Below are 19,701 nucleotides of genomic sequence, written 5' to 3' on the forward strand. Positions count from 1 at the left end.
CCGTCCCGCCCCTCCCCTTCGTTTCTCCTGCGGTGACGGCGCTCACCATAAGTCACATGATCGGCAGAGGTAGAACCCGGGTCAGCGCGGGGCTGACGGCGGTCAGCGGCCCACGTGAGGGGCGGCGTTGCCCACCGGGGGCGCGTTCAGTCGGTGATGAAGTGGCTACTGTAATCGCTTGCCAGGTGCCGGCGGGGTTTTCTTCCGGGAGGTAGTGGACGGAGTCGGGGACGAGGGCGGCGGTGACGGCCTGGTTGCCGGCGGCGGCGAGTCCGTCACGGTAGGTGCTGAGGTTTGTGGTTGCCTTCCCGATGCCGTAGGCGCCACGGAGGTAGAGCAGCGGTGTCGTGCAAGCCTTGAGCTTTCGGTTGTGCTCGCTGTCAGCAGGCAACGCCCGATAGAGGTCGAAGCCTGCGGTCAAGGCGGTGGGGGTCGCATAGGCGGCGGCGTAGTCCTTCTGCCGTGCCTCGGGGATGAGGTGGTCGGGGTGGGTGAGCGGGTCGCTACGTGGCACCAGGCTGGCGCATTCTCACCATGACTGCGATCGGCATGGCAGACACGGGCGATACCCCCGTGCGACACCGCCGCAGCATCGCTGACCTCCGCACGGCAGGACTCGCACATGCTGCTGCGGGCGCTGCTGGTGCTGACCCACAGCGAAATCATCCGGTGACAGACGATCACCGCCATGATCAGGCGCCGCCCACCTCCCCGAACACTCCCAACCCAGCTCAGGCAAGGGGCGCGACCTGCGATTTCAGGAATGGGCTTAGAGGTTATAACAGAATGAGATGGCCCGCATCCTCACGGTGATGATCGTCGTGGGCAGGCGCGAGGAAGGGCGAACAGCTGCCGTGGATCGTCCCTAATGCAGAGGGTCTCCGGCTGATGAGCCAGCCCTGAGCCTTGCCTACCAATGCAGGCTGGAGGCATATCTGTTGAATCACGGCCATGGCGCCTGGTTTGTCTGCCCGAGGTGAGGACCTGGTACGGTGCCGTCGGCGTTCGATCATCGAAGTCCCAATAGCGTCAGATAAGAGTCCATCCGCAGATGGGTTCCTTTGAGGGCAGCGGTCTGCGCGGCGCCGAGGACTCCGACCTCGGCCGCATAGGATGCGCCGCCTGCCGGCCCCAGTGGAAGTGAGATTCCTGGGGCGGCAGGCTGGTACATGGTGAGCTCGCTACCGCCACCGATCAGCGTACGAATATTGGCCGCGACGACTTCCGCGTGCCGACCGGCTGCTTTTGCCATTTTTGCCTCTGGCAGCGCGGTGAGATCCCCGATCGCGAATACACGTTCCTGGTCCGGGAGGCGAAGTTCCGGCGTGATAGCCAGGTGGCCGGTGGCCAGTCGAGTCTCAGTGAGCGGAGCGGCCAGGTAGCCGGTGTTGGGCGTGGCACCGTAGCAGCGGAACCACACATCGGCAGTGATCTTCTTGCCGGACTGCGTGGTCACCGAAAAGGTCTTCGCATCGCCCGGTTCGGACGGAGGCTGCTCGTCCAAGGCCGCACCGAGCACCAGCCGCACGCCGAGCTCATCGAGCTGACCCCGAAGCACGGCTCGAAACTCGTCCGGAAAGCGACCGGAGAGGATGTCGGGCGCCGAATCAACCACCGTGACGGCCTTGTCCGGCCATGCGGCCTTGATCTCACCCGCCAGTTCGAGACCGACAGGACCCGCACCGAGCAGGAGAACGCGTTCGGCTTCGCCGAGCACTGCTCGCGTGTGATGGAGCCGCGCCATGACCTGCGCACTGTCGTCGGTCTCGGGCTTGGCGGGGAAGGGGTAGGTCGAGCCGGTGGCCAGCACGAGGTAACCGGGCCGGATCAGCTCACCCGAGCCGAGTGTGACCGACGTGCCGTCCACGCGTACCGCGCGATCCCGGATCACGCGACCGCGTTCGAGCAGTCTGTCGTAAGACAGGAAGATCCGGTCCGTCCACGTGGGGTCGACAAGAGCACGCAGCATGGCGACGTTGTGGACGAACCTGTCCCGCGGATCGACCAGTACGACCTCGGCCACGTCGTCCAGAGCCTTGGCAACAGCGATTCCTGCGTATCCACCACCGACAACAAGCACGGTCTCAGGCACACCCGCTCCTAGTTCGTAGTATTAATAGTATGCAATACGAACAAATTAGGGCCGGGCGGGAGACGTCGTCAAGTGGACTTGCTGCGAGGGCGTGGGCGTACAACGCCCTCCAGGCGCGGGAGGGCCTTCGAGGCTCTGGCTCGGCGCCATCCATCCAGCACAAACCCACACTCGCAATGCACCCGATACGGACAAGGTCGTAAGCCGCATCTCAGGACGGCAGGGCTCCTTGACCTCAACCGTGATGCAGGCCTGAGACTGTGGCCGACCATTCACCGGCGCCACGAAAGGCATCATGACTGTCACGTCCCCCATTGACTACGCCGCGGTGCACCAATGGCTGCGCGCCGCGGCACGTCCCGTCCTGGCCACCGACCCCCGCCACTCTGGAACCGATCTTGAAGCCTTGATCGAGCGGCTCGCTGCCGCGACCGTCATAGGCCTCGGCGAGTCGACCCGGTTCTCCCGACAGACCTATGGCGTGCGGGACCGAATCTTTCGCACCTTGGTGACCAAGCACGGGTTCCGTGCGTTGGCAATCCAGGACTCCGTGTCTTCGGGGGAGCGTCTCGACGCCTATGTCCGTACCGGTCTGGGCGATTCCAGGTCGGTGCTGGCCGAGGCATGGCGGCCGTGGCGCACCGCGGAGGCCGTGGCGACGCTCGACTGGATCCGCGCCTACAACCAAGCTCGTCCTGACGATCCGGTCCGCGTGCTGGGCATCGAACCTGTCTCGGCCCAACTTGATGATTACGATGTGGCGCTTGATTACGTCAGGCGGACCGCGCCCGAGCGATTCGCCGAGCTGGAAGCACAGCTGTCAGTTATCCGCACAGCCCACCGGGTCGACGAGCACGTGCAGCGGCACCAGGGCCTACATCCGGGTCGGCCATTCGCCGACCACGCCCGCGACGCGCTGACCCTACTGGAATCGCTACCCCACCCAACCGGCCTTGACGCGGCGACCGCACATGACGAGGCCCTCGTCCGGATCCGCCGTATCGTCGACTTCCACGAGAACAGCGTTGCCGGACTCGGTGGCTTCGGCCGAGACGAGCGCCGGGCGGCGCAGATCATCATCGACCGGCACAACGCCACCGGCGCCCGGATCGTCTACTGGGATGGCATCTCACACACGGCGGGTCTGTCATTGGACATCGGCGGAGAGACCACGGAGCGCTTCATCGGCGAGGGTAGCCACCTGCGTACGCATTTCGGCTCACGCTACCTGTCGGTCGCCGTCGGCTTTCACCACGGTGATCTCGGCGTCGCCGCAGCGCCCGACCCAGCACCGGACCTGATCGACGCCACTCTGGCCGCCGTCGACCTGCCCGCCTTCTACGTCGACCTGAACAGCGACGCGCCCGCAGAGGTAGACCGGTGGCGGCACGGGCCTGTGCAGGCACGGGTGATCAGCGGGGTCTACGACCCCGCCCGTGACGCCGAAGCCCGAATCCGGCTCTCGTCGCTGGCCGGGGCATTCGATGTTCTGATCCATGTGCACGAGACCTCGCCGGTGCGGTGGCTGCCAGAATTCGACGCCCCCTGGCCTTCACACACCGATCAGCCGCGTCCATAAACGCCCAGGAGGAGCACCTTCGCGCCTGCCCCCCGTTGACTGAACGACGGGGCAGACGTCAGCTTTCGCGGGGCAGGTCGCCCGGGCGTCGCGTAAAGACGCCGTGCCGGTCCAGCACCGACACGACGGCCGACGCCACCCGCGCCTTCTCTGCGTCCGACAGGTCCTTAGCCAGGGCGTCCAGCCGCCTGATCACATCCTCGTGAGCTTCGACGGCGAGCCGTGTGCCCTCACCGGTCAACGCGATCTGGTAGACACGCCGATCCCGGCCGTCGCGGACCCGGGTGACCAACCCGCGTCGCTCCACCCGATCCACAAGTCCGGTGATGCTCGACTTCTCCAGGTGGAAGAGTTGGCTGAGCTCTGTCATGCCGATCGGGCCGTCGATCAGCATGCAGAGCAACTGGACCTGCTGCGGGGTGACCTCATGGTCGTGGCTCACATCGGCGAACACGTGCTGCACGAGATGCGACATCCGTACCAGCGCGGCGGTGAATCCGAGCTCGGTGGTCGCCTCGGTCGTGGTCATGCCTCGAGATTAGTCGATGATGATTTGCATTACGAACCAACCTCGCCTGGCTGCGATGACGCCGAGGATCCGGTTGCCGGCGCCGCCTCCACCATCAGCCTGGTCTGGGCGCGATGGGGACCCCCCGACACCAAATCCCCTGCCAGCAGGCTCTGAGGCCCCCGGAGCTTCGACCAAATTCGACAGATATGCCTCCAGCCTGCATTGGTAGGCAAGGGGTGTTCACGAGTGCATTCGACCTGGACGGATGTACCGCCTTGGAAGATCGCTTCCCAGCAGGAAGGTGATCGTTTCGTTCCGGGCTGTCCTCAAAGGCCGGCCCCAACTCGAAGGACTGGACTCCTCGCGAGATGCGGCACAGCTTCGTCTCGCTGCTCTCCGACTCCGGCATGCCCATCGAAGCCATCTCACGCCTGGTCGGCCGCCGCAACACGAGCGTGACGGAGACGGTCTACCGCAAGCAGCTCCGCCCCGTACTCCTGGAGGGCGCCGAGGCAATGGACCAGATCTTTCCCGATCTCTGATCGCTCGTCCTGATCTCAATGTCCACGCCACACATACACACCCGGCGAGGTCTGCTCCACCTCGCCGGGCCATGTCCGTCTGACCTGCTCGAGCCCCTCACGCAAATGGTCGATCCATCCATCAGGCATGCTCAGAGGCACCGTCACCGACACCCCGGACGCTGCCGGGTCCAATACGGTCACGCCGATGGACGACGCCTCCTGATCCACTTCGATGCGAAGCTCCGGAGCACGGTCACCCAGCCAGGAGACATCTCGTCCTGCGACAAGCACCTCAACAGCCGTAGCCCACCTGTTCAGATCCTCGGGAAGCAGACAAGTCTCCAGTGGGGCGTTCACGAGTACGGCTGGGCTGCACAGATCCGACGGCTCGATGATCGCTTCCCGGACACACAATGATCGTTTCCCGACGCTTACGATTCGGGTGCGGCTGAGCGTCCGCCCGCGTCGACCTGAAAGGGTTCAGCTGGCCGTGGTTGCGCATCCTCACGTGGGCTGTCTCGGATCTGCCACACCGATGGAACGAGCAGGGTGGCCACGGTGATGAGGATGGCCATGACGGCGCTGGCGGCGAGGACCGTGCCGCTGCCGAACGTCTGGGCCGCGGGTCCGGCGACAGCCATGCCCAAGGGCGCCGCCACGAGTGCGCCCAGCGTGACGACGGAGCTGGTCCGGCCGACGAGGTGGTCGGGGACATGGCGCTGGATGGCGGTGGTCTGCAACACGTTGTAGACCACCACCTCCAGGCCGGCCAGGAATGCGGCCGGCATCAGCAGCCAGAGGCCGACTGGTGCCGCCAAGAGGGCCGGCAGCGGTGTCATCAGCAGAAACACCACCAGTGTCGCGCCTACCGGGCGGGAGGGCTTCCACCTGGCCGCGACGGCGCCGCCGGCGAGTCCTCCGACGGCGTAGGCGATGCCGATCGCGGACCAGGCCGGGGCTCCGCCGAGGTGCTTGTCTGCCACATACGGGCCGAGAACCAGGAACGGCGCGACCACGATCAGGTTGGTCAAGGCCACGTGGGTGATCGACATCAAGAGCCAGGATCGTCTGGTGACTTCCGCGAGGCCGTCTTTGATGCTGGTCAGCAGTCCTGCGCTCGTGGCCGGGGGCTGCGTGGCGACGGCGCGGGGAAGGCGAGTGAGAAAGGCCGCGCTCACCAGGAACGTGGCCGCGTCGATCAGGATCGCCCACCCCGGCCCTACGGTTGCCACCAGCACTCCGGCCGTGCTCAGCGCCAGGATCGAGGTGATGCTGCGCGACATCGACAGCAGCGAGTTGGCTTCCTGCACCCGTCCCTTGCCGGCGAGCGAGGCCACGAGGCCGACCGAGGCGGGGGTGAAGAGGGCAGATCCCATGCCCGCGATGAGTTGCAGGACGACGATCATCCAGATGCGGGCCGTTCCGCTGAGGAGAAGGGCCGCAGTGGCTGCCTGGGCGAACAAGCGCATCAGGTCGGCGACCAGCATGACGTTGCGTCGAGAGAAGCGGTCGCCGAGGGCGCCGCCGAAAAGGCTCAGCGCGATGACGGGGATCCTGGTGCTCAGGATGACGATGCCGAGATCGGCGGGCGATCCGGTGAGGTGCAGGACGGCGAAAGCGATCGCCAAGGGGGTAAGGGCGTCTCCGAACGTCGAAGCGGTGTGCCCGAAGAAGTAGCGGCGGAAGTCCCGGACGGTGAGGGGAGCGATCGCCTCGCGGATGGGTTTCACGCACCACCATCGCTGTTCGTGGCGCAACCGCAGGGACGGGAGGCGACGTCCGCCATCAGATCCTCGGGATATGGGTGGTCGTGAAGCGATGGGTCAAGGTCACGCATGAGGGCACCTCTTTCGATGGAGCCTGCTGATCCGAGACAGGACCGAACCCGTCAGGCCGCAGGTGCCCGAGCGTGATCGACTGTGGTGATCAGGTCACCTTGACATAGGCGGCTGACATTTCCGGGGCCAGGTGCTCGCCGCGGGCGGGCACCTGGCCCCGGGATTGCGCTCGGCTCGGTAAACGTCGACGTTGACTGGCACGGACAGATCTTGAGAAAGCGGTAGTGACTGGCAGTGCTTCGCCGTTTACAGCGTGGAGTTGTTGGGCTGCACCGATCACGCCCGCTGACACCCCGCAGACTCCAGTCGAGCTCTTCGACGGCACGCCACCAGCAGGCCAGAGCAGGCCGTCAGCCGCCCCATAAGCCGCCAAACCCGCCACCCTGTCGCAGCGCCTCGCTCACCGTCGGCTTCGCCATGCCCAACGGCCGGATCTCGGTCCTCCACCAGCGGCCTGACACCACCCGCGCCTTCCCGGACACCCGCTCCGCGGTCCCCAAACCAGGACGAACCCGATTCGGAAACCCCTGAAACTGTCCTGTCTCATCGAAGGTTGGGCAATCTCACCGAAGGTTGAGCGCGGTGGGAGGCGGCCATGGTGATGTTCATAGAAGCTTCGCCAACTTCGAACATGCAGCTAGAAGGCCCTGGCGTGGCGCTCGCCCGGGATACCAGGGCCTTCTAGCTGCGCAGAACCGCGGTTAAAGATCGTGATGCCTCTCGGCGGCAGCAGCCACGGAGCGTCACGGAGTCCACGTAAGTTTCGAAGCTCGATCGCCGGTTACCGAAAGTCATATTCGGCGCGGTACGGCTCCGTCCTGCCAGCGGTAGAGGTCGCGCAGCAGGGAAATCTCGGCGCCGTGATGGATCAGCTCCCGGTTGACGTGCAGGACGATTCCCTCCATGGGAAACCGCTCGGGACCCACCGTGGGCGGATTCTCCAGGTCAGCGTCCGAGAGCTCGCGGACCCCCGCGTTCCATCTCCCATACATCTCATCGAGCTGCTTTAGCGCCTCGTCAGCGGTCCCCGCGTAGGCGAATGTCTGGGAGTCGACGTCCTGGCCGCCGAAGTGCCATCCGACCCGATAGCCCAGGCAGGAGACGATGATGTGCGCCAGCCGCCAGGCAATCGTGGTCACCGGTGCCGGCACCGGGTCAGGGGACGCGGAGTCCACCGTCCACTCCCCCGAACCTGCCGACATCGGTGCGGCCGACGTGCCACGTGGGCGGATGCTCCAGCAGCCGCGCACCGGCTCCCAGAAGTACTCCTCATCGGTAAGACCGTCCAGCCGCGGCCGCAGGTTCTTACACCAGTGCCGGTCCAGCTGCTCCGCGAGCCGCTCGCTTCTTGTCATCGCCGCACACTACCGACCCGTCGAGCAGAGCGTGCCGACCTGGTGACCGCAGGACGACTCCGGCTACGCCGTCCGGCAGCGCGACCTGGATTTACTGGGCATAACGCCACTCCGGCCGGGTAAAGTCCCGCTCGTAGCCACTAAGAGCTGGGTCCGTGTACGCGCTCGCGAACTCCCCCACCGCCACCCGTGACACCGCAGTGACACCCGTCACTAAAGTTCGGTGAGACGAACCCTGCGGTCATCAATCTTCGCTGACAATGACCAGCCTTCGATGAGACAGGACATGAAACAGCAAGATCCCGCCTGATCTCGATGATCAGACGGGATCCCGTCAACCTCAGTCCAGCCGTTTCAAGAACGGCCCTGGGTGGGGTGTTCACGAATAGGTCTGGCCAGCGGCGGAGACTGGGGCTGGAAGATCGCTTCCCGCGAGTACGTTGATCGTTTCCCGCCACCGCCGCCCCACGAGGCCCGCGGAGGTTCAGTGACGCATGGCACGGATCAGTACAGGCATCGCGATGAGCAAGGCGATTCCTCTCAGCGCCCCCGCGACCGGGTACGGCGCGCGCAGCCCGAACGCGTGCGCCACCAGCCCCCCGGCCAGTGCCCCGAGCGGGATCAGTCCCCAGCCGAGCATCCTGTAGACGCTGTTGACCCGGCCCAGCATCTCGGACGGTACGATCCGTTGCCGGAGGCTGACGGTCACGATGCTCCAGAGCGTGGTCACGAAGCCGTTGACGGCTAACAGGGCGCCGAGCACGATCACGTTGGGGCTCAGCCCGATCCCGACGAAGATGACGACGTTCGTGATGAGCGCGGCAAGGAGCGCGGAGAGCTCGCCCATCCTCTTGACGAGGCGCGCGCTGACCAGCCCGCCGAGCAGACTGCCGATCGCGGCGCCGGCGAGCAGCAGCCCGTATCCGGGCGCGTCAAGGTGCAGCGTCTGGGTCGCCAGGAGGACCAGGGAGACGTTGCCGAGCTGAAAGCAGAAGGTGTTGACGCCGAGCAAGATGGCGAGGGTGCGCAGAAGCCGATGACGAGCCAGCCAGCGCAGGCCGGCCGCGATCGCCATCCGCATCGGTGGATGCTCAATTCGCTCGCGCCTGCGCCTGGGTAACGTCGCCAGCAGTGCAGCGGACAGGACGAACGAGGCGGCGTCCACGCCGAATGGCAACGCCACGGCGACCGCGAACAGCAGGCTGCCGACCGGTGGCCCCGCGAACTGCAGGCCGACCGTGGTGATTGCCTGCTGATGGCCGTTCGCCTTGTGCAGCAGCGGCTCAGCAACGATATCCGGCAGCACCGCCTGGGCCGCGTTGGCGAAAACGACCGTGCACGCTCCCAGTCCGAAGGCAATGATGGCGAGCATCGGGATGCCGATCTGGCCGAACGCGGCAAGAACCGCGATGACAGCGACGATCAACGCCTGGATCGCCTGAGCGCGCCACATGAGGGCGACGCGGTCATGCCGGTCGACGAGCGCGCCGGCGGGCAGGGACAGCAGCAGCCAGGGAAGGTATGTCGCCGCGGACACGATCGAAAGGAGTCGGGGGTCGCGCGTGACCGTGACGGCCAGCAGTGGAATAGCCGCAGCGAACGCCCCGTCACCGACGCTGTTGATACCCGTCGCCCACCACAACCGCCAGTAGCCCCCAGACAAGCGTGGCTCAGCCTTACTCCGCGTCATGTTCCGCATCATCTGGTGATCTTCAGGTATCAGGCGTCGCCACGACAGTATTTAGACGAGCGCTACATAATCGATCTGTGGCTCTGACGATCGATGTCGGTGTGACCGAGTTGGCGGCGACCCGGTTCGCGATCTCGCCGCTGTCGGAGACCGTGTCCGGCCTGCAGCAATTGGGAGATATTGATCGGAACCCGCTCCACCTGCGGTGGCTGCGGTGGGCGGCGGATGAGCTTGCCAGAAATCCTTTGGATCTCTCGCATACATGGCCGCTGATCATCAGCGACCGGCCGAATTGGCCGGAGTTCCTCGTTCCTGCCCCGCTCGGCTCGGGGGCATCCATCGACGAGGACCTTGCCGCGTTGCGCAGGACACCCGCATCTCAAGTGCGGATCAGCCTCCGGCGCGTGTTCGGCGAAGACCTCCCCGCCCCGGCCGCCGCGCTCGCTGAGCAGCCGGCGGCAGGACTGCGTGCGATCGCCGCGGAACTGCGCGCGGCACACGATCGGCTCATCGCGCCACACTGGTCACGGATCCGGGCCGTACTCGATGCGGATGTCATCCATAGGGCCAAGCAAATGGCCGCGGGCGGTGCCGAGAGGTTGTTCGCTGACCTGCATCCGGATCTGAGCTGGCGCGATGGCCAGCTGAAGCTGGGGGGAGCACGCTGGCGGGTCGAGCGTGTTGTGGAGCGCGGTCCGGGTGGGCTGGTGCTCATGCCGGTTGTTCTCGGCTCACCCTACGTGCTGATCAAGAAAAGGACGTCCTCGCAGACCACAGTGCGCTATCCGGCACGAGGTGTCGGGGCGCTGTGGACCGCCGGGACGCAGGCACCCGCCGGCAGCATGGTCCGGCTGCTCGGTCGGGCGCGAGCCGAACTGCTCGAGGCGCTGCGGTCCCCCGCAACGACGACGGACTTGGCTCGAGCGCTTGGGATCACGCCCAGCGCCGTCTCACAACACCTTCGCGTACTGCGCGAGAGCGGGCTGGTCGCCCGCGAGCGATCCGGGCGCAGCGTCTTGTACATGACGACTACTCTCGGGGCGTCCTTGAGCAGGACGGTTACCTAGGCCGCCGATGCTGCAGCGCCGTCCCTTCGACGTGGCTGTCTGTCGCTACCGGCTCGGCATCTGAGCTCAATCTCCCGCCTTGGTGTGTTCACGAATGGGCCGTGCAGACTGCGCTCTCCAAGATTCTGCAGCGAGGGATCGCCTCAGGGCAGCGCACAGTGCGTGGGTTGTCGAGCCATCCGGCGGGTCTGTAGTCGCACAGGGACAGTTGTGCTCGGTGGTGGAGGGACCGATTGCAGAGGTGTCTCTTCACGTGAGCCGCAAAGCCATCTACAGTTACGGTCTGCAGACACTGCGTGACTCTGTGCAGTCGCACATTCTCTGCGGGTTACGCACGGCGCCAGTACGTGGAGGTCGGGCATGACGTTGGGCGAAGCATCGCTGCTGGAGCAACTGGCCGCGGACGAGGAGTCCGTTCGCGGCCAGCTTGAGTCGTTGCGTGAGCAGGTGGCGGCTCTGGAAGAGCAACTGAGGGACCTGGCCACCGCTCGGAGGATAGTCGCGCCGATGCTGGCCAGGCATTCCCAGCCCGAGCAGGCGCCCTCTGGCGGCACGCCTGATGCCCCGGCGCACGCCTCGCCGGCGGAAGCCGCGCCGGCGCCGAAACCGGTCACCGGGCTCGACCAGCAGGTCGTTGTGATCATGGCGAGTTCCGGACGGACGATGCGCGCCAAGGAAGTGGCTCAAGCGCTGGGCGAGCCCGACGTGCGGGGACGGGTGGAGACCACCCGGGCACGGCTCAAGCGACTGACGGCGCTGGGCTGGCTGACCCAGCACGAGCCGGGCCTGTTCTCCATCGCTGCGGGCATCAATGGTCACGCGCTGGGGGGAGTCGCCAACGACAAGGCATAGAGCATGAGATATATCGCAGGTCAGGCGCACAAACGACGGTCGTGCGGGCGCCGGGCCGGACAAGCAGGGTGCCGCCGAGATTAGGCCCTCGGCGGCACCCGAGGTTGCGTGAGCACCCTCCAGGTTCTAACTGATAGTGCCTCGCGCACTCCCGAGAGTAACTCGAATGGGGTCTCTTGGGGAGGCGTCGAGCCTGGATTTCGCCTGCCCTGCGATCGGCAGGGCCGGGGCGGGAAGGATCGACGATGCCCTCACCAGGGCGAGAAGGGGTCCGGCGCGGGTCAGCTTCCACCGGTCCCGGTGGGCGAAGCAGGCCACAGCCGGACGGACAGGCCGGCCTCCAGTTGGGCGATGGTGGCCACATCCGGCCAGCAACGCCCGACGACCACGTCATTGACGGTCTGCCGGTTCACCCCACCGACCTCGGCCAGCCGGCGGAAACTCAGCCCTCGCTCGGCCATCACTCCTTGCAGAGCCGCAGCGATGGCCTGAACGACGGCGGCGGCCGGATGGCCGGACAGGTCCGCGTAGGGCCAGTTCTCCGGGTCCTCGGCCAAATCCCGGGGAGAGCGGGAACGCCCGCGTCCTCCGACCATGACAAAGCGCTCCTTTCGGTGGATGTCGTCGCGCTACGTAACGGCAGGTTGTCTTGCCGCTATGGATGGGGTGTGACCCTCGATGCGGAGACCTCGGCCACGATCACCGGCTACCGGCCGCAGAAACCCCAGCCGGAATGGGACCTTGTCGCAGGGCACGTGCGGATGCTGGTCGCCGCCAGCGCCGACCGCTCCCCCTACCGGGTGGAACGGCTGCTCACCGCGACCACCCGACTGGCCGTGTGGTGTCACCGCTCTGGCCTGCCGGATGACCCGGAAGTGTGGTTGCGGCACGAGACGATCGACGCGTTCGTCCTGAGCGGCTGCACCGACCTGGCCCCGAGTTCGGCGCAGACCTACCGCAGCTGGCTGCGGCACATGCGCGCCACGCTGGCCTGGCTGGAACGCGGCGAACAGGCCCCGCCGCCGATGACAGCGCCCAAAAGGGTCAGCCCGCCCTACTCGCCGATCCAGCTCGGCCGCCTGCGCGGCTGGGCCGAACGCCTGCCCGGCCAGGCCAGGGGCGACGCTCTGGCGTTGATAGCGCTCGCCTCCGGTTGCGGCCTGACCTCCGGAGAGGTCGCCGCCGTCCAGACGGGACATCTGCGCCGCCTGGATTCCGGCGCGATCGTGGTCGCCGTCCCCGGCGCCGAGCGGCTGATCGTCTGCCGCGCCACCTGGGAAGACGTCCTGGCCCGCGCCGCCGACCAGCCAGGCGACCGGTTCGTATTCCGGCCCGGGCGCACCACCCGGCACGCCAAGAACCTGTTCAGCTCCTGGACCGCCCGCCACACCCCGACCGGCGGCCTGCCCGCCCTGTCGGTGCGCCGACTGCGCTCCTCCTGGATCGTCGAACTGCTGAGCGCCCGCATCGACCTGGGAGTAGTGGCCGCCGCGGCCGGGATGAGCGTCTCCGCGCTGGCCCGCTACCAGCATTTCGTCCCAGCTTTGGACGAGCCCGCCGCGGTCGCGCTACTGCGCGGCCGCACCAGGTGAGTACGGCGCAGCCACGCGCCTGGCCGCCGCGCACCACCCGAGCCCGAGCTACCCGACCCCGGCCACCTGCCAAGCAGACGGCGCAGATCCCCGACGCCGTCGTCAGTCACTACGCCCGGCTGCTGGACGACTCCGGCATCCTGCCGCTGATCGACGACGAGCTCGGCTCCAGGCCCGGCCCGCCCGGGCTGCCCATCGCCGCGGTGCTGACCTGCCTGCTGCTGTCCATCAACCACACCGGCAAGGCCACTCTCGTCGAGGCCTGGCGGATCGCCGCGTTCTGCCTGACCGCCGCCGCACGCCACCGGCTCGGCCTGCCCGACATCAACCCCGAAGATGTCCATCAGGTGCTCGCCTCTTCCCGCCGCTTCTACCGGGCCTTCGACCGGCTGACCACCGTGCTGGATCCAGCCCGCCACGATCGGCGCGCCCGCCTGCCCCAGCATCAGGCCGACGCGCTGGCCGCCGCCTGGGAGGACGATGACCCAGCACACTCGCGCAAGCGGGACCTGCTGCAGGACATCGTCACCGCGCTGGTGCTCACCCCAGTGCGCTGGGCCAAAGGCCGGGGCTACCTCCGTCACTTCCGCGGCGATGTCGGCATCGACACCACCGTCGCCCCGGTCTTCGCCCGCCCACCCCGGGCCCGCCGCTCCACCGGCGAACTCCTCGCCTCCACCGAGATCACCGCAGGATGGCACCACTCCGCCGGCAACGGCCCACCCGAGTACGGCTACAGCGCCACCCTCACCGTCGCCGCCCGCACCCGCTCGACTCCTGGCTCTTTCCCGCAACTGGCGCTCGGTCTGGTCCTCGACACCCCGCACAAACGCATCGGCGCCGATGCCATCACCACTCTGCGCCCACTGGCCGAGCTCGGCTTGCCCGCCGCCTTCGCCGTCGTCGACCGCGCCTACACCGATCAGGCCGCCGATCATTTCGCCCGGCCTGCACGCGAACTCGGCTACAAACTCGCCCTCGATTACAAAGTGGATCAGCGGGGAGTGCAGGGCAGTGCCCACGGCGCCCTGCTTATCGACGGCTCCCCGGCCTGCCCGCTGATGCCCGACAGGCTCGCCCGCGCCACCTCCGGCCTGGACGACGCCGCCATCCGCGCCCCGTCGGAGGAACTCACCGCGCTGATCGCCGCGCGAGAGCCGTACTTGCTGCGCCTCAAGCAGAACGCGAATCCAAGCGGCGCCCTCCGCTTCCAATGCCCGGCAGCAGGCACCTCCCCGTCGGTCACCTGCCCCCGCTTCGACCGCCTCCACCAGCGCGGGCCTATCCGCGCCACTGCCGTCGACCTGACCGACGCCCGGCAGAGAGCCGCCCACGTCGCAGCCAAACCCCGCGTGCTGACCCCGGCACCCGACCATAAAACCCGCGATCTGCCGAAGATCTGCCACCAGCAGACCATCACCCTGCACCCCGACGACCTCGGCCACCTCGACAAGTTCCGCCAGGACCTGGCCTACCTCAGCCCATCGTGGCGGGGAACGTACTCCACCGTCAGGGCGATGGCGGAGGGACTGAACGGCCGTCTCAAGGGCCACGACCTCGACCTGAGTGACCCCAAGAGCCGGCTCGCCCACGGCCGCGTCGCCCAGACCATCCTGGTCGCGCTGCTCGTCACCGTGGCCAACGACCACTTCCTCGACCAGTGGCGCCACATCCACCAGCCTCAAGGCGAGCCCGTCACACTCGCCGACACTCCACAGACTCCAGCCGGACCCTTCGACGGCACGCCACCCGCCGCCCAGAGCAGGCCACCACCCGCACCATAAGCCGCAAAACCCGCCACCCCACCGCAACGCCCAGCCCACCGTCGGCTTCGCCATGCCCAACGGCCGAATGTCGGTCCTCCACCAGCGGCCTGACACCACCCGGGCCTTCCCGGACACCTACTCCGCGGTTCCCAAACCAGGACGAACTCGATTCGGAAACTCCTGAAACGACAAGATCCCGCCCGATCACCAAGATCGGACGGGATCCCGTCAACTTCAGTCCGGCCGTTTCGAGAACGGCCCTGGGTGGAGATGAGGGGATTCGAACCCCTGACCCCTTCGATGCGAACGAAGTGCGCTACCGGACTGCGCTACATCCCCAAGGACTTGATTAGATTAGCAAACTCCCAGGGGTCCTCGCGCCACCCATTCAGTCCCCCACCGCCCGCTTGGGCGGCTCGGCGTACTGATCGAAGAGGACGTCCACGTGCAGGGACGCGAGATCGATGATCTCGGCCTGTGCCTCTTCCGCCACGCGCTGCTGCTCGCGGGTCCGCCGTCGCCGCTCCGCGCGCGCCAGGCGGGCGCGTTCGCGGCGTTCCCTGTCCACCTGTACGGCGATGCGCAAGAACGCCGCGTACACCAGCATGATGACCCCAGAGGGCGCCACGCCCCACCACGGGATCATCTTGACCGCGGCCGTCACCACGGAGGCCAGCACCAGCAGGGCGGTGAAGAACAGCAGGCGGCGCCGGCGGGCCACGATGATGGCGCGGCGGCGCAACCGGAACTGGCGGACGTCGACCTTCTCGACCTCGGCGGTCCCGTCGTCCTCGTCACCGTCTGAAGGGGCGAGGTTGTCGAGGTCGGGCAGGGCGTGTTCGCCGGTGTAGTGCTCTTCGAGCTCGGCCAGTTCGGCAAGGTTCGTCTTGTCTCTGCGCAACCACATCGGAATGAGGACGCAGAGCCACATAACGACGATGGCCAAATAGAGGAGGACGCTGCTCACGGCCACCTCCGGACAGCACAAAGACGCGAGTGTGCTCGTCGCGCCATCAATGTGCTCACGTCACGCACCGTAAGACCGCGTGTCACTGATTGACGAGCATTCGGTGCGGTGTGTCGCGAGATCGTCAAACCTCTTCGACGGGAGACCCCCCGTGAGCGGCTGACTCACGAGCGCGACGCCACTGCACGAGCAGCCCGCCAGGAACGTCCTCGACGGTCAGCGCGTAGCAAATGTGGTCGCGCCAGGCTCCGTCGATGTGGAGTTGGCGACGCCGAATGCCTTCTTCCCGGAAACCGAGCTTCTCAACCACCCTACGGCTGGCTTGATTCTCGGGACGGATGTTCGCTTCCAGCCGATGCAACCCGGTGGTGAAAAAGCAGTGGTCAACGGCCATGGCGAGGGCGGTGGGCGTGATGCCGCGGCCGGCCAGGCCGCCGTCGACCCAGTAGCCGACCTGGGCAGAACGGGCAGATCCCCACACGACGGCCCCCACGGTCAACTGCCCCGCGAACCGGCCACCGTATGTGATCACCCAGGGCAACGCCAGCCCCTGCCGCGCCTCGCGCCGCAGGGTGCCGACCATGGAGATGTAGGGGCCGAGCCCGGTCCTGAACAGGGGTGTCTCAGGATTGCTCGGCTCCCAGGGACGTAGCCAGTCGGCGTTACGCAACCGAGTTTCACGCCACACGCGTACGTCACCCAGCCGTAGCGGCCGAAGGCCTACCGGACCTTCGTTGAGGATTGCCGGCCAGCCACGAAGTCGATCCACACCTCTCATCATCCCCCCATCGCGGACGATGTCGCCACGGATCACCGAATCCAAGGTCAGCGGGGGTGATCACCACCTCGGATCTGATCAACCGCGTGCCGCAGAATCGGCGCGAGCACGGCGACGCCATCACGCACCCCACCGGACGATCCGGGCAAATTTACGATCAAGGTGTCGCCCGCCTGTCCCGCCAGTCCTCTGGACAAGACCGAAGTAGGCACTTTTTCGCGATTTGACAGTCTGATGGCCTCGGCTATACCGGGAATTTCCCGAGAAATGACCCTGGCCGTCATCTCCGGAGTCAGATCCATGGGCGTCAGCCCGGTCCCCCCGGTGGTCACGATGACGTCGTAGCCGCCCGCCAGCCCGTCACGCAACGCCCTTTCCACGGGCTCGCCGTCGGGCACCACCACGGGCCCTGCCACCTCGTCGCACCCCGCGTCGCCCCGCAGCAGCTCGGCGAGCAGCGGTCCGGATTTGTCCTCATAAACTCCGGCCGACGCCCGGTTCGACACGGTGATCACCAGCGCCCGGATCATGCCGGCTCCCTGGTCCAGCGACCGGTCTTGCCGCCCAGCTTCTCCTCCACCCGTACGTCAGTGATCACCGCGCCCGGATCTACCGCCTTGACCATGTCGATCAGCGCCAGCGCGGCCACCGAAACCGCCGTCAACGCCTCCATCTCCACCCCGGTGCGATCGGCCGTCTTCACCCGGCACGTGATCCCCACGCCCCAGTCCTCCACGTCCAGGGTGACCTTCACCCCGTGCAGGGCGATCGGATGGCAGAGCGGAATGAGATCGGGCGTCCGCTTCGCCCCCATGATCCCCGCGATCCGCGCCACCCCCAGCGCGTCACCCTTGGGCACCTCCCCCGACCGCAGCAGCTCCACCACCTCGGCCGACAGCAGCACCCGCCCGGTGGCCGTGGCCGAACGAGCCGACACGTCCTTGGCGGAGACGTCCACCATGCGGGCGGCACCGGTCTCGTCGATATGGGTGAACTCGCTCAAATCCGGATCACCTCCACCGAAGTCCCCTCGGCCACCTCGGTCACGTCTTCGGGCACCACGATCAGCGCGTTCGCCAGCGCCAGAGAGGCGAGCTGGTGGGAGCCCTGCCCGTGCACCGGCGACACCGTGCCGTCGGAGGCCAGCACGCCACGCAGGAACGACCGCCGCCCGGCAGGCGAGCGCAGCTTGCCCGTGAGCCGCGCGGTCACCGTCTCCAGCACCTCGCCGGACAGTCCGCGCATCTTGTTCAGAGCGGGGCGTACGAAGAGCTGGAAGGACACGAAGGACGACACCGGATTGCCGGGAAGGGCGAAGATCGGCACCCGGTCCTCCCCCAGGACACCGAACCCCTGCGGCATCCCCGGCTGCATCGCCACCTTCTCGAACCGGACCGTGCCGAGCGGGGACAGAGCCTCCTTGACCGGCTCGTACGCTCCCATGGACACGCCGCCGCTGGTGATGATGGCGTCGGCGCGTACGAGATGGGTGTCGAGCTGATCGAGCAGCACGGCCGGATCGTCCTCCACGGACCCCGCGCGGAAGCCCTCCCCACCCGCTTCGCGCACGGCGGCGGCCAGGGTGTAGCTGTTGGAGTCCCAGATCTGTCCGGGCAGCAGCGACGTGCCCGGCTCGATGAGCTCGGCACCGGTGGAGATGACGACGACCCGGGGCCGCGGCCGAGCCCAGACCCGCCGCCGCCCCACCCCGGCGATGATGCCAAGTTGCGCGGGGCCGATCACGATGCCCGGTTTGAGGACGATCTCACCGGCCTGCACGTCCTCGCCCGCCCGCCGGATCGCGTTGCCGGCCTCGACCGGGCGATCGATCAGCACGGAGGCGGTCCCGCCGTCCGTCCACTCCACCGGCACCACGGCATCGGCCCCGGCGGGCAGCGGCGCCCCGGTCATGATGCGTACGGCATGGCCCGGCCCGACGGCCCGCAACTCCACGGACCCGGCCGCCACGTCGTCGATCACCGGCAGCCTGACCGGCGCCCCGGCCACGTCCGCGGCCCGCACGGCATAGCCGTCCATGGCCGAATTGTCGAACGGCGGCAGAGGCACCGGCGACGTGACCTCCTCGGCCAGCGTCGTCCCGAGCGTCTGCTCCAGCTCCAGCTCCAGCGGCGCCAGCGGACGAATCGTGGCCAGGATCTCGGCCAGATGCGTCTCAACCGATTTCATCGAGGAACTCCCGCAGCCACGGCACGAAATCCGGTGCAAGATCCTCCCGATCCGCGGCGAACTTCACCACCGTCCGCAAATAGTCGAGCTTGTCACCGGTGTCATAGCGGCGGCCTCTGAACAGCACCCCGTGGACGGGCCCGCCCTCGTCGTGGCCACGGGTCGCGAGCGTGCGCAGCGCGTCGGTGAGCTGGATCTCGCCCCCGCGCCCCGGCGGTGTGTTCTCCAGCACCTCGAACACCGCCGGATCGATCACATAGCGCCCAATGATCGCCCAATTGGACGGCGCCTCGTCGGCCGGCGGCTTCTCCACCAGGTCGGTCACGCGGACGACGTCATCCTCGGCGGTCGCCTCGATGGTCGCGACGCCGTAGAGCGAGACCTGCTCCCTCGGCACCTCCATCAGCGCGATCACGCTCCCCCCGAACGTGTCACGCACCTCGATCATGCGCTTGAGCAGCGCGTCGCGGTTGTCGATCAGATCGTCGCCGAGCAGACACGCGAACGGGTGATCACCCACGTGGTGCTTCGCGCACAGCACGGCGTGACCGAGCCCCTTCGGCTCGCCCTGGCGCACATAGTGGAGGGTCGCGAGCGAGGCGGGCTCCCGGACCTGGGACAGCCGGTGCTCGTCGCCCTTGGCCTCAAGGGCCTCCTCCAGCTCGAACGCACGGTCGAAATGGTCCTCGATAGACCGCTTGTTTTTGCCCGTGACCATGAGCACGTCGAGGAGCCCGGCGGAGGCCGCCTCCTCAACGACATACTGGATCGCGGGCTTGTCGACGATGGGCAACATCTCCTTGGGTGTCGCCTTGGTCGCCGGGAGGAACCGGGTGCCCAGACCCGCGGCGGGCACAACGGCTTTCGTCACAGGTTCGAAGTCAGCCATGAGTAGACCCTAGT

General features: G+C 67.2%; 19 protein-coding genes and 1 tRNA gene. 6 read left to right on the top strand and 14 right to left on the bottom strand.

Annotation, left to right across the window (positions count from 1 at the left end; all coding sequences use genetic code 11):
- Window positions 1-52 precede the first annotated feature (52 nt).
- Entirely contained in the window at window positions 53-514 is a 462-nt protein-coding gene (locus tag ABGB18_RS41405) for a hypothetical protein (protein WP_347701155.1), read from the bottom strand.
- A 495-nt stretch (window positions 515-1,009) separates the two neighbouring features.
- A complete protein-coding gene (locus ABGB18_RS41410; protein ID WP_347701156.1) occupies window positions 1,010-2,092 on the bottom strand; it encodes an FAD-dependent oxidoreductase in 1,083 nt (360 codons plus the stop codon).
- 295 nt (window positions 2,093-2,387) lie between these two features.
- Here ABGB18_RS41410 and ABGB18_RS41415 point away from each other — a divergent pair, with 295 nt between their 5' ends.
- Window positions 2,388-3,671, top strand: coding sequence for an erythromycin esterase family protein (locus tag ABGB18_RS41415; protein WP_347701157.1), 1,284 nt, complete (start codon window positions 2,388-2,390; stop codon window positions 3,669-3,671).
- A 58-nt stretch (window positions 3,672-3,729) separates the two neighbouring features.
- On the opposite strand, the gene ABGB18_RS41420 is transcribed toward ABGB18_RS41415, so the two are convergent.
- Window positions 3,730-4,200 (bottom strand): MarR family transcriptional regulator, encoded by a 471-nt coding sequence (locus ABGB18_RS41420; protein ID WP_347701158.1) that lies wholly within the window; start codon window positions 4,198-4,200, stop codon window positions 3,730-3,732.
- A 350-nt stretch (window positions 4,201-4,550) separates the two neighbouring features.
- Between ABGB18_RS41420 and ABGB18_RS41425 the strand changes: the two genes are divergently transcribed.
- The gene (locus ABGB18_RS41425; RefSeq protein WP_347701159.1) at window positions 4,551-4,724 is read left to right on the top strand and encodes a hypothetical protein; all 174 of its coding nucleotides are present in this window, start codon (window positions 4,551-4,553) and stop codon (window positions 4,722-4,724) included.
- A 413-nt stretch (window positions 4,725-5,137) separates the two neighbouring features.
- Here the strand turns inward: ABGB18_RS41425 and ABGB18_RS41430 are convergent, their stop codons facing one another.
- The 3 genes from ABGB18_RS41430 to ABGB18_RS41440 all read right to left on the bottom strand — a co-directional run bounded on the left by ABGB18_RS41430 (window position 5,138) and on the right by ABGB18_RS41440 (window position 9,589).
- Window positions 5,138-6,436, bottom strand: coding sequence for an MFS transporter (locus ABGB18_RS41430; RefSeq protein ID WP_347701160.1), 1,299 nt, complete (start codon window positions 6,434-6,436; stop codon window positions 5,138-5,140).
- A gap of 899 nt (window positions 6,437-7,335) precedes the next feature.
- On the bottom strand, window positions 7,336-7,899 hold the full coding sequence (locus ABGB18_RS41435) for a DinB family protein (RefSeq protein WP_347701161.1): 564 nt from the start codon (window positions 7,897-7,899) through the stop codon (window positions 7,336-7,338).
- Window positions 7,900-8,383: 484 nt separating this feature from the next.
- A complete protein-coding gene (locus ABGB18_RS41440; protein ID WP_347701162.1) occupies window positions 8,384-9,589 on the bottom strand; it encodes an MFS transporter in 1,206 nt (401 codons plus the stop codon).
- Window positions 9,590-9,666: 77 nt separating this feature from the next.
- Here ABGB18_RS41440 and ABGB18_RS41445 point away from each other — a divergent pair, with 77 nt between their 5' ends.
- Together ABGB18_RS41445 and ABGB18_RS41450 are read left to right on the top strand one after the other, a co-directional pair.
- Window positions 9,667-10,656, top strand: coding sequence for a metalloregulator ArsR/SmtB family transcription factor (locus ABGB18_RS41445; RefSeq protein ID WP_347701163.1), 990 nt, complete (start codon window positions 9,667-9,669; stop codon window positions 10,654-10,656).
- A gap of 360 nt (window positions 10,657-11,016) precedes the next feature.
- Window positions 11,017-11,508, top strand: a complete 492-nt coding sequence (locus tag ABGB18_RS41450; protein WP_347701164.1) for a hypothetical protein — start codon at window positions 11,017-11,019, stop codon at window positions 11,506-11,508.
- A gap of 281 nt (window positions 11,509-11,789) precedes the next feature.
- Here the strand turns inward: ABGB18_RS41450 and ABGB18_RS41455 are convergent, their stop codons facing one another.
- On the bottom strand, window positions 11,790-12,104 hold the full coding sequence (locus ABGB18_RS41455) for a helix-turn-helix transcriptional regulator (RefSeq protein WP_347701165.1): 315 nt from the start codon (window positions 12,102-12,104) through the stop codon (window positions 11,790-11,792).
- 72 nt (window positions 12,105-12,176) lie between these two features.
- Between ABGB18_RS41455 and ABGB18_RS41460 the strand changes: the two genes are divergently transcribed.
- Together ABGB18_RS41460 and ABGB18_RS41465 are read left to right on the top strand one after the other, a co-directional pair.
- Window positions 12,177-13,100 (top strand): hypothetical protein, encoded by a 924-nt coding sequence (locus ABGB18_RS41460; protein WP_347701166.1) that lies wholly within the window; start codon window positions 12,177-12,179, stop codon window positions 13,098-13,100.
- Window positions 13,097-14,884 (top strand): hypothetical protein, encoded by a 1,788-nt coding sequence (locus ABGB18_RS41465; protein WP_347701167.1) that lies wholly within the window; start codon window positions 13,097-13,099, stop codon window positions 14,882-14,884. Before ABGB18_RS41460 ends, ABGB18_RS41465 begins: the two co-directional genes overlap by 4 nt.
- A 247-nt stretch (window positions 14,885-15,131) precedes the next feature.
- Here ABGB18_RS41465 and ABGB18_RS41470 read toward each other — a convergent pair.
- The 7 genes from ABGB18_RS41470 to galU form a co-directional block, all read right to left on the bottom strand.
- Window positions 15,132-15,205: transfer RNA gene (locus tag ABGB18_RS41470), tRNA-Ala, on the bottom strand.
- Between the two features lie 49 nt (window positions 15,206-15,254).
- Window positions 15,255-15,833: a hypothetical protein gene (locus ABGB18_RS41475; RefSeq protein ID WP_347701168.1), complete on the bottom strand. Its 579-nt coding sequence runs from the start codon at window positions 15,831-15,833 to the stop codon at window positions 15,255-15,257.
- Between the two features lie 124 nt (window positions 15,834-15,957).
- Complete coding sequence (locus tag ABGB18_RS41480) at window positions 15,958-16,611, bottom strand: GNAT family protein (RefSeq protein ID WP_347701205.1); 654 nt, start codon at window positions 16,609-16,611, stop codon at window positions 15,958-15,960.
- A 47-nt stretch (window positions 16,612-16,658) separates the two neighbouring features.
- Complete coding sequence (locus ABGB18_RS41485; protein ID WP_347701169.1) at window positions 16,659-17,141, bottom strand: MogA/MoaB family molybdenum cofactor biosynthesis protein; 483 nt, start codon at window positions 17,139-17,141, stop codon at window positions 16,659-16,661.
- A complete protein-coding gene (moaC, locus tag ABGB18_RS41490; RefSeq protein ID WP_347701170.1) occupies window positions 17,138-17,614 on the bottom strand; it encodes a cyclic pyranopterin monophosphate synthase MoaC in 477 nt (158 codons plus the stop codon). Before moaC ends, ABGB18_RS41485 begins: the two co-directional genes overlap by 4 nt.
- On the bottom strand, window positions 17,611-18,798 hold the full coding sequence (gene glp, locus ABGB18_RS41495) for a gephyrin-like molybdotransferase Glp (protein WP_347701171.1): 1,188 nt from the start codon (window positions 18,796-18,798) through the stop codon (window positions 17,611-17,613). Before glp ends, moaC begins: the two co-directional genes overlap by 4 nt.
- Window positions 18,785-19,687 (bottom strand): UTP--glucose-1-phosphate uridylyltransferase GalU, encoded by a 903-nt coding sequence (gene galU, locus ABGB18_RS41500; RefSeq protein ID WP_347701172.1) that lies wholly within the window; start codon window positions 19,685-19,687, stop codon window positions 18,785-18,787. The genes glp and galU overlap by 14 nt, the downstream gene beginning before the upstream one ends.
- Window positions 19,688-19,701 lie beyond the last annotated feature (14 nt).

This window comes from Nonomuraea sp. B12E4, from assembly GCF_039871825.1.
Lineage (GTDB): Bacteria > Actinomycetota > Actinomycetes > Streptosporangiales > Streptosporangiaceae > Nonomuraea.

Bases quoted from the DNA above. Each gene is read 5' to 3' on its own strand.
- ABGB18_RS41435 (WP_347701161.1), bottom strand. From the start codon at position 7,899: ATGACAAGAAGCGAGCGGCTCGCGGAGCAGCTGGACCGGCACTGGTGT.
- ABGB18_RS41480 (WP_347701205.1), bottom strand. From the start codon at position 16,611: ATGAGAGGTGTGGATCGACTTCGTGGCTGGCCGGCAATCCTCAACGAA.
- ABGB18_RS41450 (WP_347701164.1), top strand. From the start codon at position 11,017: ATGACGTTGGGCGAAGCATCGCTGCTGGAGCAACTGGCCGCGGACGAG.
- galU (WP_347701172.1), bottom strand. From the start codon at position 19,687: ATGGCTGACTTCGAACCTGTGACGAAAGCCGTTGTGCCCGCCGCGGGT.
- ABGB18_RS41485 (WP_347701169.1), bottom strand. From the start codon at position 17,141: ATGATCCGGGCGCTGGTGATCACCGTGTCGAACCGGGCGTCGGCCGGA.
- ABGB18_RS41440 (WP_347701162.1), bottom strand. From the start codon at position 9,589: ATGACGCGGAGTAAGGCTGAGCCACGCTTGTCTGGGGGCTACTGGCGG.
- ABGB18_RS41415 (WP_347701157.1), top strand. From the start codon at position 2,388: ATGACTGTCACGTCCCCCATTGACTACGCCGCGGTGCACCAATGGCTG.
- ABGB18_RS41420 (WP_347701158.1), bottom strand. From the start codon at position 4,200: ATGACCACGACCGAGGCGACCACCGAGCTCGGATTCACCGCCGCGCTG.
- ABGB18_RS41455 (WP_347701165.1), bottom strand. From the start codon at position 12,104: ATGGTCGGAGGACGCGGGCGTTCCCGCTCTCCCCGGGATTTGGCCGAG.
- ABGB18_RS41425 (WP_347701159.1), top strand. From the start codon at position 4,551: ATGCGGCACAGCTTCGTCTCGCTGCTCTCCGACTCCGGCATGCCCATC.
- glp (WP_347701171.1), bottom strand. From the start codon at position 18,798: ATGAAATCGGTTGAGACGCATCTGGCCGAGATCCTGGCCACGATTCGT.